General features: G+C 43.4%; 16 protein-coding genes. 6 read left to right on the forward strand and 10 right to left on the reverse strand.

The genetic code is table 11. From position 1 onward, the window contains the following. The 10 genes from NTX44_13055 to NTX44_13100 form a co-directional block, all read right to left on the reverse strand. Window positions 1-843: a geranylgeranylglycerol-phosphate geranylgeranyltransferase gene (locus NTX44_13055; protein ID MCX6122530.1), complete on the reverse strand. Its 843-nt coding sequence runs from the start codon at window positions 841-843 to the stop codon at window positions 1-3. Then, entirely contained in the window at window positions 833-2,638 is a 1,806-nt protein-coding gene (locus tag NTX44_13060) for a BamA/TamA family outer membrane protein (protein MCX6122531.1), read from the reverse strand. The genes NTX44_13055 and NTX44_13060 overlap by 11 nt, the downstream gene beginning before the upstream one ends. Further along, entirely contained in the window at window positions 2,635-3,948 is a 1,314-nt protein-coding gene (locus NTX44_13065; GenBank protein MCX6122532.1) for a GWxTD domain-containing protein, read from the reverse strand. The genes NTX44_13060 and NTX44_13065 overlap by 4 nt, the downstream gene beginning before the upstream one ends. A 24-nt stretch (window positions 3,949-3,972) precedes the next feature. After that, window positions 3,973-5,265, reverse strand: coding sequence for a 30S ribosomal protein S12 methylthiotransferase RimO (gene rimO, locus NTX44_13070; GenBank protein ID MCX6122533.1), 1,293 nt, complete (start codon window positions 5,263-5,265; stop codon window positions 3,973-3,975). Window positions 5,266-5,283: 18 nt separating this feature from the next. Further along, the gene (locus NTX44_13075) at window positions 5,284-6,234 is read right to left on the reverse strand and encodes a phosphatidate cytidylyltransferase (GenBank protein ID MCX6122534.1); all 951 of its coding nucleotides are present in this window, start codon (window positions 6,232-6,234) and stop codon (window positions 5,284-5,286) included. Window positions 6,235-6,289: 55 nt separating this feature from the next. Further along, on the reverse strand, window positions 6,290-6,757 hold the full coding sequence (locus tag NTX44_13080) for a hypothetical protein (protein ID MCX6122535.1): 468 nt from the start codon (window positions 6,755-6,757) through the stop codon (window positions 6,290-6,292). After that, entirely contained in the window at window positions 6,754-7,701 is a 948-nt protein-coding gene (locus tag NTX44_13085) for a CPBP family intramembrane metalloprotease (GenBank protein MCX6122536.1), read from the reverse strand. Before NTX44_13085 ends, NTX44_13080 begins: the two co-directional genes overlap by 4 nt. Then, window positions 7,698-8,657, reverse strand: a complete 960-nt coding sequence (locus NTX44_13090; protein ID MCX6122537.1) for a hypothetical protein — start codon at window positions 8,655-8,657, stop codon at window positions 7,698-7,700. Before NTX44_13090 ends, NTX44_13085 begins: the two co-directional genes overlap by 4 nt. A gap of 102 nt (window positions 8,658-8,759) precedes the next feature. After that, complete coding sequence (locus NTX44_13095; GenBank protein MCX6122538.1) at window positions 8,760-9,569, reverse strand: DUF3108 domain-containing protein; 810 nt, start codon at window positions 9,567-9,569, stop codon at window positions 8,760-8,762. 74 nt (window positions 9,570-9,643) lie between these two features. Then, window positions 9,644-10,657, reverse strand: coding sequence for a glycosyltransferase family 9 protein (locus tag NTX44_13100; protein MCX6122539.1), 1,014 nt, complete (start codon window positions 10,655-10,657; stop codon window positions 9,644-9,646). A 691-nt stretch (window positions 10,658-11,348) separates the two neighbouring features. Between NTX44_13100 and NTX44_13105 the strand changes: the two genes are divergently transcribed. The 6 genes from NTX44_13105 to NTX44_13130 all read left to right on the forward strand — a co-directional run bounded on the left by NTX44_13105 (window position 11,349) and on the right by NTX44_13130 (window position 17,296). Next, window positions 11,349-12,320, forward strand: coding sequence for a helix-turn-helix domain-containing protein (locus tag NTX44_13105; protein ID MCX6122540.1), 972 nt, complete (start codon window positions 11,349-11,351; stop codon window positions 12,318-12,320). Between the two features lie 124 nt (window positions 12,321-12,444). Next, window positions 12,445-13,449, forward strand: a complete 1,005-nt coding sequence (locus NTX44_13110) for an MBL fold metallo-hydrolase (protein ID MCX6122541.1) — start codon at window positions 12,445-12,447, stop codon at window positions 13,447-13,449. 283 nt (window positions 13,450-13,732) lie between these two features. Continuing rightward, window positions 13,733-15,064 carry a cyclic 2,3-diphosphoglycerate synthase gene (locus tag NTX44_13115; protein ID MCX6122542.1) on the forward strand — a complete coding sequence of 444 codons (1,332 nt, stop codon included), beginning with the start codon at window positions 13,733-13,735 and terminating at the stop codon, window positions 15,062-15,064. Window positions 15,065-15,115: 51 nt separating this feature from the next. Next, a complete protein-coding gene (argF, locus tag NTX44_13120) occupies window positions 15,116-16,129 on the forward strand; it encodes an ornithine carbamoyltransferase (protein MCX6122543.1) in 1,014 nt (337 codons plus the stop codon). Continuing rightward, window positions 16,038-16,976: a carbamate kinase gene (arcC, locus tag NTX44_13125; protein MCX6122544.1), complete on the forward strand. Its 939-nt coding sequence runs from the start codon at window positions 16,038-16,040 to the stop codon at window positions 16,974-16,976. The genes argF and arcC overlap by 92 nt, the downstream gene beginning before the upstream one ends. A 17-nt stretch (window positions 16,977-16,993) precedes the next feature. Then, window positions 16,994-17,296, forward strand: coding sequence for a hypothetical protein (locus tag NTX44_13130; GenBank protein ID MCX6122545.1), 303 nt, complete (start codon window positions 16,994-16,996; stop codon window positions 17,294-17,296). Window positions 17,297-17,300: the final 4 nt, after the last annotated feature.

A 17,300-nucleotide genomic window follows, 5' to 3' on the forward strand; every position in this document is an offset into this window, starting at 1 on the left:
TTACATCGAACCGGCGATAATTGAAATCAGCCCAATAATCATAATTATTTTTAAAATCATACTGACAGATCTCATTGCTCTTGAAGAATGATCGCGCCACATCAGTATTATTGAAACGCATATCAGACAGTCGGCAACAAGCACAATAAAGGAAAACGCTGAATTGTACAAAGCTCCGATGAACGCCGCAAACGTGGCACCAATCAACACAACGAGCGAAATCGTTGCTAACACAAGCGCTGGCACAACACCGTATTTAATGGGCAGTGTCATTGCATGTTCTCTCCGATCACCTTCCATGTCTTCTACATCTTTCAGTAATTCACGCGCAAGATTCACAAGGAACGCAAATATCGCTGGAACAATAGCACGCTCTATTCGCCCAATGACAACGCCGCCATAGATAAACGCCATGCCCGTCATCAATCCAATAACGAGATTGCCGATCAGCACTGTTCTCTTTAACCGTGCTGAGTAAAAATAGAGAAGGGCAACTGCGAGAACAGCAATCAGCAAAGCGGTTAAATTCAAATAAATATTTATTCCGAGCGCCGCAATAGAAACAATCAGCCACATCCTACGTGCGTTATGGAGAGTGAGTGTGCCACGCGGTAATGGACGATCCGGCCTATTGATGCGATCAATATCAATATCAAATGCATCATTGATGGCGTTTGCACCGGCCGTGATTAACGCGCCAGTTATGCCGGCCAAAAGAATGAATGGCCACGATGAAGCGGTTCCACCAGCAATCCAACATGCAACAGGGATGGATACGAATGTAATAAAAACATTGACCGGACGACTGAGCTGAAAATATGCTGTGAGTTTTTTAGAATTCATTGATGAGCCGAATATGAATTTTCGATGTACTGAACGTGTCTCCCTCTCCAAGAGCAAAGCTTACATTGATGAGCCCAAGTGCTGAGTCCATTCGCACACCGATTCCATAACCAATTTTACTTTGTTCTGCTGCCGTCATGTTCATTGCAGCTATAACAGGTTGAACGATGTATCCAACATCAACAAAACCATAAAAGAACGAACGCGGCGCAACAAGAAAGCGATATTCCAGGTTTGTCCACACAATGCGCGAACCGAGAAACTGCCCTTCTCGATACCCACGCAGTGTTGATGCACCGCCAAGCCGAAACAAATCGCTTGCATCCATTGTGCTGCTGCTAAAATCTTGAAGATGCAGTTCCGCCGCAAGCACCTGCCGGTAGAAGATGGAAAGATAGTACGAGAGATCGAACATCAAACGCTGTGTCGTGTTTTTCATTTCTGATGGAAATATTCCGCTGGCGCTTGTCTGTTTAGATCCTGTTTGATATTCCGTTGAATAGATGATGCCGCTGGTCGGCGTAGTCGGATTATCGCGCGAATCATATCGAATGGATGCACCAAAGCTTGTTGTCTTGCTTTCTGCCATGACTGAACGTCCATATCCCTCCGTCGGATAGACACCGCGTTGAGAAAACGAAGCTCCGACGGAAAACTCATCCGTTAACATCATTTCGACGAATATGTCGTATTGCAATCTCACAAATGTTGAATCCTGTTTGCGTTGAAAAAATCCAAGCTGTGCATTTACGGGATAGGAAGCTACCCAAGGCTCGAAGTAGTGAAGTTCCGTTTCCTGTGAACTTTGATTCTCTTGATACCAACGGGCAGAAAGTTTGCGGCCTGTGCCAAAAAGATTCCTGAGCGAGACGTTCACGAGTCCAGTGATGTAACCACTTCCACTTGAGCCGTTGGAAGGAATGTACCCAAGTACACCATCGAAACTGTTTTGATTCCCTTCGACAACACGCACAGCCAATCCTGCTTGTTCAGCATCGGTGAGATATAATTCAGGCAATGAAACTGACGAGAAGAGTTGCATATGGTCTAATCGCCGTTTAATTCTTTCCGGAAGATCACTGCGAAACAACTCGTTTGTATGCAATCCCGCTTCTCGTGTGATGACATAGTCTTTCGTTGTTTTATTGCCTTCGATGCGTAATTCAGCAACATGCAGTTCTTTCCCCTCATCAATATGAATGTGCGCCCTCACAGACATTTCTTCTGTCGAATCAGTGAATGATATATTTTTGATCATCACTTTTGCAAGCGGGTATCCTTTGCGCTCATACAGCTGTAGAATTGATTGGACATCTTGTTCCAAGAGAGAAGGAACGAAGAGATCACCTTCGTGTAACTTCATGACTGCGTTTATCTCAGCAGCAGTGAAATTCCGACAGCCATCCAATTCAATCTGCCGCACAATTGATGGTTTTCCTTCGTTGAGAAAGATCAGGACTTCTACATCCTGCCGCACTGTATCGCGTTTCATCCACACCGAATCTACACACGCATGCAAGTACGCTTGACTCCTATAAAGATCGAGGATGCGTTCAAGGTCGGTTGTCAGCATGGATTCGGAAAACATTCCATCTTTTGTAATTTGAAGTACAGAGGCAAGTTGGTTTGCAGAGAATGTATGATTTCTTTCAAAGCCGATCGAGCGGATCTTCCACGATGGTTGTGCATTAGCAAACGACACGAACAGAACAAGAAAGGTGCCACAGAGAAAAGGGTATCCTAAGGTGAAGACATCTCTCGCACTCGCTGAAAGTTGTGTGCACCTCTGCTTCACCGCACCCTTCCCCACAAATCAGTCTGGGGATACCGAAGTTGGTAGTCACCAAATCCAGTTTCATCTACAAAAATGAATTCCCGATTTTGGTCATAATAATACCATATCTCGAATGGTTTATTGTCTGAATCGAAGGGATGGCGCTCTATATTTTGTGGCGGACCAAATCGGATCAACACCATTCCTCGATCAGTTTTCCATCCCTCCATAAAACTCGCATAGTTTTTGTTTGCGTATTCCACACGTGAATAATATTCTTCCATCAAAGCATTATGCGATGCTTTGGGATTGGGATTGTACTTCGACCAGAATTCGAGAAACCGTTTTTGTTTCTCCTCAGGCGTCATCGCTTCTCTGATGTAGTCGATTTCGTTTCCTTTGGCAATATACCGAAGCTGTTCTGTCGCCTTTTCAAGATCTGTAATAACCAGCGGCATATTCTTCATCCGAACGGTGCAGAAGCGTGACACCGATGCACAATATGATTTGCCCGAATCAGCTTTGGAATTTCCGACAGCTTCCACTGTGAGGACATATTGACCGGGAACAAGTGAAGGCGTGTCAATCTGCCAAATCGTTTGCGTCCGATTACTCACGAGCAATTCGCTTTTTGTCCGCTTCACAACAACTTCATGTTTCGGATTGATGAACTTGCAAATTAACTGAACCGAATCGAGTTTCGCGTGATTATAGATTTCGAAAAAGAGATAGAAGCTGGTTTGTTCTTTACCGATCATTCCTGTGAGATTGGGGACAATATTCTTGCGCGTGCCATCGATGGCCATTCGATGGACAAACATTACATCGCTCAATGCAAGCGTATCATTCTCAAAGTCTTTTACAACAATGGGTCGCCTGGATGTCTCAACCTTCTTAGATTCTTGATCTGTTACTTGCAGAATGAGCTCATAGTTTCCCGGTGCAAGATCCGTGGAGAATTGTTTCAAACTGAAAAATCGATGGGAGAGGGTTTGGGAAAAATCTTTCAGACGCAACTCTACAAGTTGGCTTTTTTGCCAGAGCTGTTGTTTCTCACGAGAAAGCACAGCTGCTGTAATTTCAAATCGCCCCGTATATTTCTCTTCCTCTTTGATAAAGTTTATTTCCGGATACGGGACCTGAACATAGATATCAACACGCCCTTTACCAGGTTGATCAGATGCAAATGCGAATACTTCTGTAAGCAGATCAGATACTGCCTCATCTGGAGGCACGCTTTCCATCTGTGCGTGCAGGCAAGAAGCGAGGATTCCCACCGTGAAGAATGTTTTGCATGTTAAACTTTTCCAACTTGCCCATACGTATGACATACTATTCACCTCGCAACATGCGGATCACACCGATGCAAATAAATCGTACTCCTCTGCATCGGTAATAATAACTGTATGGAATGTTCCCACCTTCAACGGCTGACTGCTGCTCACAAATACTTCTTGGTCGATCTCAGGCGCGTCCCATTCTGTTCTTCCAATAAAGAATTCTCCATCCTGAGAATCAATCAAGACCTTCACCGACTTTCCGATCAAAGATTCATTGTAACTTTCAGATATATCTTTTTGGATTTCCATGATCGTTGCTTGACGCTCTTGCTTTATTTCTTCTGAAACTGGATCGCCAAGTCCAAAGGCCGCGGTACCTTCTTCCTTTGAATATGTAAAGACACCAAGCCGATGGAAGCGCATCTCTTTCACAAAATCGCATAACGCTTGAAAATCATCTTCGGTTTCGTTTGGATACCCGACGATAAGCGTGGTGCGGATTGCAACGCCAGATATTTCGCTCTTTAAGCGCAACAACAAATCCCGTGTTGAGCGTTCCGTAATGCCTCGTCTCATTGATTTTAATACGCTGTCGGAATTATGTTGAATTGGGATGTCAATATAGCGGCACAATTTTTGGAATTTTTTAAACGCCTCAATGACGTCATCAGGAAATTTTGCGGGATACGCGTACATAAGCCGGATCCATTCGATTCCATCGATACCGTTTAATGCGCCAAGAAGGTTTGCAAGCTGCCGCTCGCTGTACAAATCCAATCCGTAGTATGTTGTATCTTGCCCAATGACAATGAGTTCTTTCACGCCCCTTGCTGCCAACAGCCGCGCCTCATGGACAACTTCTTCAACCGGTTTGCTTCGGTGCTGCCCGCGCATCAACGGGATTGCACAGAACGAACATGGATTGTCGCAGCCTTCGGAGATTTTTAAATATGCATAATGTGTTGGCGTCGTCAGAAAACGTTCGCCGAGCAATTCACTTTTATAATGAACGTCAAGATCTGTAAGCACATCGCGCAATTGATTGGTGCCAAAGAACGAATCGACTTCTGGAATTTCGGCCGCGAGTTCTTTTTTGAATCGCTCCGAGAGGCATCCCATCACTACAATTTTTTTCAGCTCACCGCGGTTCTTCTTTTCCACCGCTTCCATAATTGCGTCGATGGATTCCTGCTTCGCATCCTTAATAAATCCACAGGTGTTGATGATAACCGTATCGGCATCATCAGCGCTTGCAACAAGCTGGATACTGCTGTGCTTTAATTGACCGAGAAGGTATTCCGAGTCAACAACATTCTTTGGACATCCGAGTGTAATGACATTGATCTTCGACTGTTTAGACACACACATCTTTCTATACGATTATTTTTACGACAACACTATAAAGTCTATATAAAGATACACAATCGGAGAGATATAAACCAAACTGTCGAAACGGTCGTAGAAGCCTCCATGCCCCGGAATCAATTGAGAAGAATCTTTCATTCCGGCATCCCGCTTAAAACGAGATTCGATAAGATCGCCCAGTTGTCCGAATACACCAATGAGCACACCAAGAATAATCGCATGCTGAAATGCAAGATAACCAAGTACCAATATTTTTGCTGCCACCATCGTCAAAATAGCGAAGACAAAACCAAAGATCGCACCTTCCCATGTTTTTTTCGGACTGACACTCTCGAACAAACGGTGTTTTCCAAATGTCGACCCGCCAAAGTACGCCGCCGTATCGCATATCCAAATCGATGCAAAAACGGCAATGACCGTGTATCCGCCCCAACGATTGATTTGAGCAAGCTGCAGATCATCGGCATATCCTGTTGCAAAGAACTTATAGACAGGAAATCCGTATGGAAATAATTCTCGCAAGAAAATAAGTGTACCGAAGCAGAGCGAGACGATCATCACACCTGATATTGTCGTTGCAATATTGGTTATCGGCGAAGCTTTCGTACGGAATAGTTCAATGAGCATCGTCAGCAATAAAAGTTTCAGTACTACAACCGTAAGCAGTTGATGCTGCGAAAACATCGCAAGATGAATGTTGAAATGACTAAGGATAAATTGGTAGATATCTACTTGAAACCGCTCATAGACAAACACAGCATTGACAATAACTCCGGCAATAAGCCCGAGAGTTTTCAGCGGTGCCGCACCTTTAGCTTCTGCAAGCCCGTAGAATTCATATAAGGTAAGCGATGAGATGACGGTCATAAGGAAGAAGAAGTAATACCCGCCTAACATTGTCAGCCATAAAATAATTGGAATTGCGATGAGCGCGACGAGCACGCGTGTGGACAAACTTTCGAATTTTGTCATAGTTCAGTAATCATTAAGAGTGGTGAATACCCAATAGACAATGAACCGGAATCAATTATGAATGAGCGATCAGGTTCAATTCTTCAAGAAGTGCTTTTGCTTTTTCACTTTCCGAGTTTCTCACAAACAAGAGCACACGACTTTCGTTCAACCAGAATGTTGCTGCATAGTGATGCAGTGAAAAAGATTTTGCATCGATCCCGCCGTCTGCAAGATTGCGGACGAGCGCATCCGCTTCAAACTCCGAAGCTGGCCGATGCAACACGGTCCACTCTTGAAGCAAATTTCTATGTTCCGGATTAGCACACAAAATCTTCTCGCCGCTTTTCACTTCGCATTCGGAACAAACCGATCTGCCGCAGACAACACAAAGCCCGACTGCACAACGATCTGGATGTGTTTCACATTCAATAGTAACAATTATTTCTTCGCTCGAGTCGCTGAGCGCACCACACACACCGCAGAACTTCTGTCTGGCTTGGAGTTGTGTTGAACAATTCTTGCATGTGTGTCTTGTCTTCATGAATGAATCCGCCGAGAACTATCGTGTGTGAGACGAAGATAAAGAACAAATGTTAAAAAAAAGAGCAATCCAAAACCTATTAAATCGAATATCATGATAGGCACACTGGATGTCATCTGCGCGGCTGCCATGAGATTATCATCCTGTATACCGTAATAGGAAGCAAGCACTGCCATAAGGTTATTGAAAAAATGCGCAGCGATCGGCACTAACAGACTTTGCGAACGATATCGTAGCAATCCAAAAAATACGCCTAATCCCACGAGCGGAACAATTTCAAACGGATTGAGGTGGTACAATCCGAAGATTGTTCCTGCCAGCACTGCCGATACGACGGGCGACATTAATCGTTCAAATATTTTTTGAATAAGTCCGCGAAACAGCAGTTCTTCTACAATGGCCGGCACAACCGCGACAACCAAAATGACAGCCAACAGTTCTATTGGAGAATCGGCGCGCACCAGAACTTTCGTCAATTCCTCAAACATTTTTTTAATTGGTTCGACGATTTCACGAAGTATTTCCGGCATCGGAACGCGTTCCTGGAAAAACATATAAGCTTCAAATACACGCTGCAATGAAAAAAGTGCTAAGAGTGCAAGTGTCGATTCGCGCAGTCCCGGAACTCTGAATTGAAACACTTCACGTAAGCGAGTGGCAAACAACCGCGCGAGGAGAAATGTAGGAATTAGGATGAAACACAGTTGTCCGGTGAGCGTTAGCCAGCGCATTGTCCAAACATTGGCGCGTGTAATAGATGTTGCACCTGTAATGAGATACGTCAGCACACCACCGCCGACTTGATAGAGAAGAAACACAAAAACTAATGAAGCGAATGCAAAAATAAGCGGATGGATCGCATGTCGATCAACAAAAGAAAGTTTATCAGCAGCGAATTGTTCATTATCTGCTGATTCTGGAATCTGTTCGTTCGGTTCTATCATCTGGCAGAAAGTTGAGCTTTGATCATTGCGGCAAACAGTGGAAACATAATTTCATGATGCCCCGTGAAGTTGTACCCCCGTCCAAATTTTTGCGTCGGCCGTTCGACAACATTCATTTGAGGCCGGTATTGGCGTATCATATCGAAGTTCGCGGTAGAAAATCCTTTTGCTTTGTAGCCGAGATTTCGCGCAACAGTGAGCGCTTTCAAAAAAACCTCCGGCATGATTACTGCAGATCCAAAGTTGAGTACGACGCCGCCATTAATCAGATTTTTTATGGAGTTCACAAACACTTTAAAATCGCGATAACTCAACTCGCCTGTTGCAGCGCCATCCATCGTCGCCAGTTGATGAATGATATCCGTACCAATCGCCGCGTGCACAGTTATCGGAATATCAAGTTTGTAGCACATGGCAAGAATACTCAAGCTTATATTTCGTGCCTTCAGTGCAATAATTTTCTTCCCGAGCGTTTCGCCATAACCGGCGTCTGATTCTTTCATTCCCTTCGTAAGGGCATGGTTGATGAAGTCACCGGTTTCTTTTGACATACCAAATGTTCCATCCATCAAATTCACCGCAACATCTTCCGAAGTCTTTCCCCACATCGCTGTTTCAACATCGTGAATTGAAGCCGCGCTGTTCATCGCCACATGGGTGATAATACCATGGTTGAGTAAATCAACAATAAGCGGTGAAAGTCCGACCTTTATAACATGCGCTCCCATCATGAGTATGACAGGTTTATTATTTTTGCGAGCGCGGACTATGTCGTTCACCAAATTCCTCAGTTCTTCGGCGATAAGAATGTGCGGCAGTGAATCAACAAAGTCCTTGAAGCTTGCATGCGTTGCGTCGAGCGGTCGAGCAAAATCTTTCGGCGTTACTTTGCTTTTACGTCCCTTAATGGAAATCGTTTTAACACCGGTAACATCTATTTGTTTATATTTTGACATGATTTTCTGTGCCTGTTATGCCGCGGATTGTCTAAGATGTCTATCTCCTCACTATCCAGCTCTCGCGTAAGGTGCCCAGCATCTCATTGGCATGATTTTAGTTTATTTTACCTTTGCCTTAATCGGTCCATTGATTCCTGAATATTCCCGCAACTCAGCATCTATTGATCCAATAGGTACTTTCGTGCTCACCTTCACCGGGATCTTGCGTTCATCATTCGTCATCCAGATAATTATACGCCCCTCACTCTTGAAGAGACCGCCTTCCATAATAAGTGGTTCCACTACCACACAGTCAAAGGTTCCTGCATCTACAGAAATTTGCTGGTACCCAATGAACTTTACTGCAAGTTGATATGTCTTATCTTTTGTAAAGTTTTGTAAATACTCTTTTTGACCCGGGCGGGATTTTGAAAAGTCCATCGTCCGGTAGTAAAACATGGCTGAAACTACATCATGCACATAGGGGGGAATCGGATAACGACCTTCTTTTGTCGTCGCTACGTTATGAAGCTGATCGAACTCAGCGGCGAAATCGTTGCTGTATTTTCCCTCACGTATGCGCTGCGAATACCGCCACGGAAAAATTCCTTTTTTATCAATCATCGTTTCATAGCGATCATCAACTTTATAAAAGAATGAGAAAGTCTTAGTAGTATTCACTGTAAATAGCACTTGATAACATTCTCTCTCACTGATTGTCTGAATCTCTGGAATAGAAAATACCGCCTCGGCCGCCGTGATAAAACTATATCCAACGTCGTACACTAAACGCTCACCCCGTGTAAAAGCAATTTGATTAAGATCGCGAAGAGAGTCTACGGACTTTACCTGCCCGGATTCCTGCACTTGAGTAAACGTGATGGTAAATGGAAAAAGAATAAGGATAATAATGTTATGGATTGTTTTCACTTAAAAAACCTCCATCTGTATTTCTTATATCGCACCAGACTGTTATAAGCATGATGTTTTCTATAGGACATTCGTTACTCATTACCAGTTATTAGTTTTACCGCCGATTCCACGACCTGATCCACTTCAATCTGCTCCATACATTTGTTACCTGTACACTCGCCGCCTTTGCACTGTGGACATAAAGCTGGATCGGGAACGAAGATTACTTTCTTGTCAGTCAATGGTCCCCAACGCTTCGGGCTCATCACATGCACCGGAGCATAGAACCCTATGACGGGAGTTCCAACTGCTGCCGCAATGTGCAACGGACCCGTGGAGTTCGCCACAAACAATTGTGCCGTTTGAATGAATGCTGCAAACTCTTTTAAACTGAGATCACTGATGAACGACTTCACACCTTCCCCAGCGTTCCGTGTTACGCTGCACACAAGCTCTTTTTCAGAAATCCCTCCTGTAATAACGACAAGAAATCCCTTTTTCTTCAATTCAGCGGCAAGTTGGGCAAAGTTTTCCGGTTTCCAATCACGCGCTGAACCGCCACTGCCGGGGTGCAACAATACTAAATTGTCGGCCTCCGAAATTCCCATTGAATGACGAATATCAGAGACTGTTTTTCTTTCCTGTTGAGAGATTACAAGCTTTACATCGGGAATCGACGATACTGTACATCCCAAACCTCTTAAGAGCGAAACATTGTATTCCGCTTCATGCTTCTCAACGGTTTTACGGTGCTCAAAGATTTTTCGATTGAATAAAAACGAATACCACCGGTACCCGGTTCCAATTCGAAGTGGAATTCCGGCCAGCCATAATAAAAGAGCAATGCGGAATCGTGGAAATGCAACCACAGCCGCATCAAATCGCGCGCGGCGAAGTTCCGCCAGCATCTCAAAGAATGGCTTCAGCGCTCTTTCTCTATTATAAGTAAGAACGTCCGCAATGCCTTCCACTAAGCTCGCGGTATACGAACTCAACAACATTGCAATATGTGCATTCGGGAAATTTAACTTCAGCACTTCGATTGTAGGGAGCGTAAGGATTACATCTCCAATGCGGTCGGTTCGAACGATTAAAATATTCTGCAATCGCCGTTATTTCACTCCACAGGTTGATAAATCTTAAATCAATATAACGAGCGATGGCGGGAGATGCAAGAAACGCTGATGAGAAGATGAGCATTTGAGTAATTGACTATATTTCATAACTTTTTAAAGACATTACGTTATCATCCTTTCAATAGTTAAGACGAGCACACTTTATTATTTGATTTTCGGCTATAATATTTGTATATCCTTTCAAGAAATAGCTGCTCACTAAGGTTGGTGATAGTTATAACAAATGGAGAGAGAAACATCCTTATACCCCTGTTATTTTTCTTACTATTGTTACACAAAATATTAAAATTCAAAGAACAAACGGACAAATCACAAACAAATATCAATACACAATATCTGCTATAACCTAATTTCAGCACTTTGGAATTTGATATTTACGAATTGTTTGTTTTTTTGAGCATTGGGTTTTGGAATATAACTTCTTTTCGTAACGTGAGTGAGTTAATCATATATTTATAATATTAAACATACAATGATGTTATTGATGGATGTTCCTCATCCGAATCTTACACCTCTGAGTTTTATTTTTATCATTGCCATATCAATAGGCTTTTTTCTCTCCTTGATTATTTTCCTCTCCCCAAAAGGGAATACCAGGGCAAACAAATTTCTTTCCCTATTGATATTCCTCTTCTCCATTGTTCAGATTTGGGATTTTCTCATGCAAACGCGATTAATTCTGCAGGTTCCGAATATGATCATGGTGGTCAATCCATTGATATTACTCCTCGGTCCATTTGTTTATTTTTATGTGAAATCCCTGACCAATATCAATTGGAAGTTCAGTGTAAAACTTCTTATACATTTTATTCCTGCAACGGCATTCTATATCTATTTTTTACCTGTATACATTTTAAATGAACAGGAAAAATTCCAATTGATTTTGGATGCATTCCAGAATCACAAGTTTATCATTCCCAAAACTTTTTACATCATCACGATAGCACAAATCTTCATCTATATAGTTTATTCTATAAAACTACTCTATCAACATTCCAAATATATAAAGAACAACTTTTCTTTCATCGAGCGGCTCAATCTCAATTGGCTGAAACGATTACTCGTCATTTTTATTTTCCTTTGGCTTGCATTTGCACTACGATCGCTGTATCCAATCAGTATGATTTGGGAAATCAGTGCATTGTTGTCGATTCTCACGATGTATATTGTCGGGTATTTCGGGTATAACCAGCCTGTTATTTTTCCAGAATCACTGAACGATCCATTGTCGGCGCTGAACAAAGAGGAAAAAAAGAAATATGCTACTTCCACTCTCACAGAGAACGAGATAACAGAGTATGTGAAGAAGCTCCAGGCATTGATGAATAGCGAAAAAATATTCTTAAAAAGTGATCTGAAAATAGGAGATGTTGCCGAGAAAATGGATCTGCCGGTGTATTATGTTTCGCAAGTAATCAATGAAAAACTCGGCAAGAACTTTTACGACTTTGTTAATGAATACAGAGTTGATGAAGTAAAAAAGCGATTCGCTGACACCAAGAATGACTATTTGACTATTCTCGCTATCGGGTTCGATTCTGGTTTTAATTCCAAATCAGCGTTCTATTCTGCTTTTAAAAGAAATACCGGAATGATTCCATCGGAATTCAAAAAGCACCTTATTTCCCGCTAATCGATGTTGGGCACGATCTATATGTCCTTCTCTATAAAGAAGGACGATTCTCGAACAATGTTTATATATCTTAGGTTGGTATTCAATCACTCAACTTCAATTAAATAATTTGGACGGAAAAACCATGAACCGGAATTACAAAATTCGTATACTCGGTATGACTCTCTGTTTCTATATGTTCATCATATGCGGGTATATTAATAACGCCATGGCGCGAAATACCCTTGGCAAGTCAGATTCACTCAAATATCTTGGACATTCATTTGTCAAGATTAAGACTTTGGAGGGGAAAGTGATCTATATCGATCCTTATAATGTGAATGAGTTCGCAGATTCAGCCGATGTTATTCTTGTCACTCACGAACATTCGGATCACAATGATCTCACTCGTGTAAAACAAAGAGCGACCTGCCAGGTTATTCGAAGCGCTAACGCGATACAGAGCGGCGCTTATCAGAGTTTTACGATCGGGAATATTAAAATCACAGCAGTGGCGGCATACAACGCTAATCATCCAAAAAGCAGTTGTGTCGGATATGTGATTGAATTTGATGGTATCAAACTCTATCACGCTGGCGACACTGGAAAAATTACCGAAATGGCTGATCTTGCTAGTCAAAATATATCGTACGCTCTTCTGCCTATGGATGGTATTTATACAATGACTCCTGAAGAAGCAACGCAAGCATCCGCAATGATCCAGGCAAAGTACGATATACCAATCCATACTATGCCTCCACCGGATACTTATAGCGATGCATGTGTAGCACGATTTACATCACCGCATAAACTTATTGTAAAACCCGCGGCGTCAATCGAATTGAGTAGCACTGCGACATCCGTTGATAAATCCACGATGCATCCTGAAGGCTTTCGACTGGAGCAAAATTACCCGAATCCATTCAATCCGACAACAGCTATCAGTTATCAGTTATCAGTTAATGGCAACGTGAAGTTGAGCATCTTCGATATGCTTGGAAAAGAAGTAACAACATTAGTGAACGAGAAGAAACCGGCAGGCAGTTATACTGTGCAATGGAAAGCGACAGGAATGCCAAGCGGGATTTACTTTTATCGTGTGCAAATGGGTGTATTTACTGAGACGAAAAAGCTCGTGTTATCAAAATAGTATCAACTAATACAGGTGGATTGAACTTCTTTAGGTGGAGGATATAAATTGCTTCGATAGATTCTCCACCTTTTCTTTATACGTATTATCCCGTTTTCTGTTTTATGAAATCTGTTCTATCCGTTGACTCTCCCATAATCCTTTACGATATTTGTAATACTTATCTATAACAATCTGCTTGTATTCCGGCAACCAGTGGCTGTCGGGACTGCCCAGCTGTTCACACCGACATGAACGGCGGCAGCATTCGTTTAACACAATAAAAAATTACATAGGTGTCATTATGAAACGTGCCAGAGTGATCATTATGGGCGCTGCGGGAAGGGATTTTCATAACTTTAATACCGTTTTCCGTACGGACGATCGCTATGAAGTTGTTGCCTTTACTGCAACACAAATACCAAATATCGCAGAGCGAAAATATCCTGCAGAACTTTCAGGCGCGCTTTATCCCAAAGGTATTCCAATCTTCCCGGAATCGGAATTACCGCGCCTCATTAAAGAATTGAAGGCCGATGAAGTCGTGTTCGCATATTCGGATGTATCGTTCAATTATGTGATGAGCAAAGCAGCGCTTGTTGTGGCGGCTGGAGCCGATTTCAAGCTGCAGGGTGCTCGACCTACAATGTTGAAGAGCAAAGTTCCAGTCGTTGCTGTTGTTGCCGTACGCACAGGAGCAGGAAAAAGTCAGACTTCACGCAAAGTATGTGAATTACTTCGCGCAGCTGGAAAGAAGGTCGTTGCCGTCCGTCATCCGATGCCATACGGCGATTTGGTCATGCAAAAAGTGCAGCGATATTCTTCTCTTGAAGATTTACAAAAACACAAATGTACAGTCGAAGAAATGGAAGAATACGAACCGCATATTGTCAATGGCACGATCATATATGCCGGCGTAGATTATGAAGCAATTTTGCGAGAAGCAGAAAAAGAAGCTGATGTCATTGTATGGGATGGTGGGAATAACGATATGTCGTTTTACCAACCTGATCTCACAATTACAGTTGCAGATCCGCATCGCGCTGGGCACGAAATATCTTATTATCCCGGAACGGTAAACATTCATCTTGCCGATGTTGTCATCATTAATAAAATTGATACTTCATCACGCATCAATATTGATATTGTTCGGAAGAACATCGTCAGCCTTAATCCGAAAGCAATCATCATTGAAGCGGCGTCGCCTATAAGCGTGGATGACGAATCTGTTATCCGCAACAAACGCGTTCTCGTTGTGGAAGATGGGCCAACCTTGACGCACGGTGAGATGACATACGGAGCCGGTCATGTTGCAGCACGAAAATACGGTGCAAAAGAGATTGTCGATCCGCGGCCGTGGGTCGTCAATTCCATTGCTGAAACTTTTAAGAAATATCCGCATATTGGAACGTTGCTGCCGGCAATGGGGTATGGCGGAAAACAGATCAAAGATCTGGAAACGACGATCAACAAAGTTGAATGCGATTCTGTCATCATCGGCACACCGATTGACCTTCGCCGTATCATCAAGATCAACAAACCAAGCACGCGTATTTATTACGAGCTGGACGAAATCGCAAAACCAAATTTGAATGAGATTTTGACCGGCTTTATGAAGAAACATGGATTGAAATAACATTAAATGTAGGGACACAGCATGCTGTGTCCCTACGAAGGAGACGTAATAATGAAACGAGATTTTCTCACAATCGCCGATTGGTCAGGAAAAGAGTTGCTCCAAATCCTCGCCTTGTCGAAGAGAATGAAAGCGAATCCAAAAAAGTTTTCGAAATCATTGGAAGGTAAATCCGTTGCGTTGATTTTTGAAAAACAATCGCTTCGCACCCATGTGACGTTTGAAATCGGTATCAAACAACTCGGCGCGAATACAGTGTATCTTACGAATGCAGATATCAGTCTTGGCAAGCGCGAATCGATTTATGATGTTGCAAAGAATCTCGAACGCTGGGTGGATGCAGTTGTCATTCGCACATTTGCGCAGAAAGATGTTGACGATCTTGCTCAGTGTGCCAAGGCGAGCATCATAAACGCGCTGACGGACTTCGAGCATCCTTGTCAGGCGGTTGGAGATTTTTTCACCATTCAAGAGCATCTCGGCTCTTTCCAAGGAAAGAAATTTGCGTGGGTTGGCGACGGTAACAACGTATGTCATTCGCTTATGCTGTTGGCGGCAAAAGTTGGAATGAATTTTACGGCTGTTACTCCAGCCGGGCTTCTGCCGGATACAAACGTCATAAATCGTGCAAAAGAAATTGCCGCATCGACTGGCGCAAGAATCGAATTCTCATCAAATCCAGCTGAAGGTGTACGCGATGCGGATGTTATATACACAGACGTGTGGGTGAGTATGGGACAAGAGGCTGACCGTGAAACAAAGATGAAAGCATTTTCCGGATTCCAAGTGAACGCAGAATTGTTGAAGAATGCTAAACCAACTGCTGTTTTTATGCATTGCTTGCCGGCGCATCGTGGAGAGGAAGTGACGGATGAAGTGATGGATTCGCCGCAGTCCATTGTTTTTGATGAAGCAGAAAATCGGCTTCACACACAAAAGGCAATTCTCTACACGTTGTTGAAGGGACAGAGTCGTGAAAAACTCCATACTGGTGGCAGTCGGCGGAAACTCGCTCATTCGCGCGGGACAACGCGGAACAATAGCCGAACAACGCGAAAACGCTAGACTCACAGCTGAGGTTATCGCTGGAATTGCCGCACGCGGATATTCGCTTGTTGTCACACATGGGAATGGTCCGCAAGTCGGCGCACAGTTGTTGCGCTCGGAAGCCGGCTCTTCTCAAACGTACACTCTTCCGCTGGATATCTGTGTCGCAATGACGCAAGGCGAGATTGGATTCGCGTTACAAAATTCCATGCAGATAGCGTTTCGGAAACACGGAATCAATCGTCCGGTAGTGACTATCGTAACACAAGTGGTTGTTGATAAAAATGATCTTGCATTCCAGCGTCCAACCAAGCCAATTGGCCCGTTCTATTCCAAAGAGACTGCAGAACGCAAACGAAAAGAGCTGGGATGGAATATTATTGAAGATGCTGCTCGCGGTTATCGGCGTGTCGTCGCTTCGCCGCTTCCGAAAGACATCGTCGAACTTGAAGTCATCAAAGGGTGTCTCGAACGCAACATCGTCGTCGTTGCAGTCGGCGGCGGTGGTATTCCTGTGATTTTTGAAAATAGTGAAATGAAAGGCATTGAAGCGGTGATTGATAAAGACCGCGCATCAGCTTTGCTTGCCGCGAGATTAGGCATCGAACATTTTATTATTTCTACCGAGGTACCGGAAGTATACATCAATTACAAGAAACCGAATCAGCAAAAATTACGCGGCATCACAGTGGCGGAAGCGAAGAAACATTTCGCTGACGGACAGTTTAGCGAAGGAAGTATGAGACCGAAGATTGAAGCAGCACTGGATTTTCTCAACAACGGCGGTAAAATGGTTACGATTACCGATCCGGAGCATCTCATTGCCGCACTCGACGGCGAAGCGGGAACAAGGATAACAAAATAACACCACTGAGGAGAGAAATGTCACGCATCAAAACAGGAATAATTGCAGGACTTGCGTTCGGTATCATCGACATCACTCCGATGTTCTTTATGAATTTACCGGATCGCAATCTCGCTATTGCTGGCGCGTTCATCAATCGATTTGCTATCGGCTTCCTCATCCCTAACACTGCATTACCGCTTCCCGGCTGGGCAATCGGATTACTTATAGGTTTACTGCTAAGCTTGCCGGATGCAATCATCACCGGGGTGTACGGACCCATACTTGGATTTGGAATAATTGGCGGGATTGTGATTGGGCTTCTTGTCAATCGAAAGTAGAATT

The organism is Ignavibacteriales bacterium, assembly GCA_026390575.1.
GTDB lineage: Bacteria > Bacteroidota > Ignavibacteria > UBA10030 > UBA10030 > Fen-1298.

Bases quoted from the DNA above. Each gene is read 5' to 3' on its own strand.
- NTX44_13080 (MCX6122535.1), bottom strand. From the start codon at position 6,757: ATGAAGACAAGACACACATGCAAGAATTGTTCAACACAACTCCAAGCC.
- NTX44_13065 (MCX6122532.1), bottom strand. From the start codon at position 3,948: ATGTCATACGTATGGGCAAGTTGGAAAAGTTTAACATGCAAAACATTC.
- NTX44_13090 (MCX6122537.1), bottom strand. From the start codon at position 8,657: ATGTCAAAATATAAACAAATAGATGTTACCGGTGTTAAAACGATTTCC.
- NTX44_13110 (MCX6122541.1), top strand. From the start codon at position 12,445: ATGAACCGGAATTACAAAATTCGTATACTCGGTATGACTCTCTGTTTC.
- argF (MCX6122543.1), top strand. From the start codon at position 15,116: ATGAAACGAGATTTTCTCACAATCGCCGATTGGTCAGGAAAAGAGTTG.
- rimO (MCX6122533.1), bottom strand. From the start codon at position 5,265: ATGTGTGTGTCTAAACAGTCGAAGATCAATGTCATTACACTCGGATGT.
- NTX44_13130 (MCX6122545.1), top strand. From the start codon at position 16,994: ATGTCACGCATCAAAACAGGAATAATTGCAGGACTTGCGTTCGGTATC.
- NTX44_13115 (MCX6122542.1), top strand. From the start codon at position 13,733: ATGAAACGTGCCAGAGTGATCATTATGGGCGCTGCGGGAAGGGATTTT.
- NTX44_13075 (MCX6122534.1), bottom strand. From the start codon at position 6,234: ATGACAAAATTCGAAAGTTTGTCCACACGCGTGCTCGTCGCGCTCATC.
- NTX44_13085 (MCX6122536.1), bottom strand. From the start codon at position 7,701: ATGATAGAACCGAACGAACAGATTCCAGAATCAGCAGATAATGAACAA.
- NTX44_13105 (MCX6122540.1), top strand. From the start codon at position 11,349: ATGCAAACGCGATTAATTCTGCAGGTTCCGAATATGATCATGGTGGTC.
- NTX44_13055 (MCX6122530.1), bottom strand. From the start codon at position 843: ATGAATTCTAAAAAACTCACAGCATATTTTCAGCTCAGTCGTCCGGTC.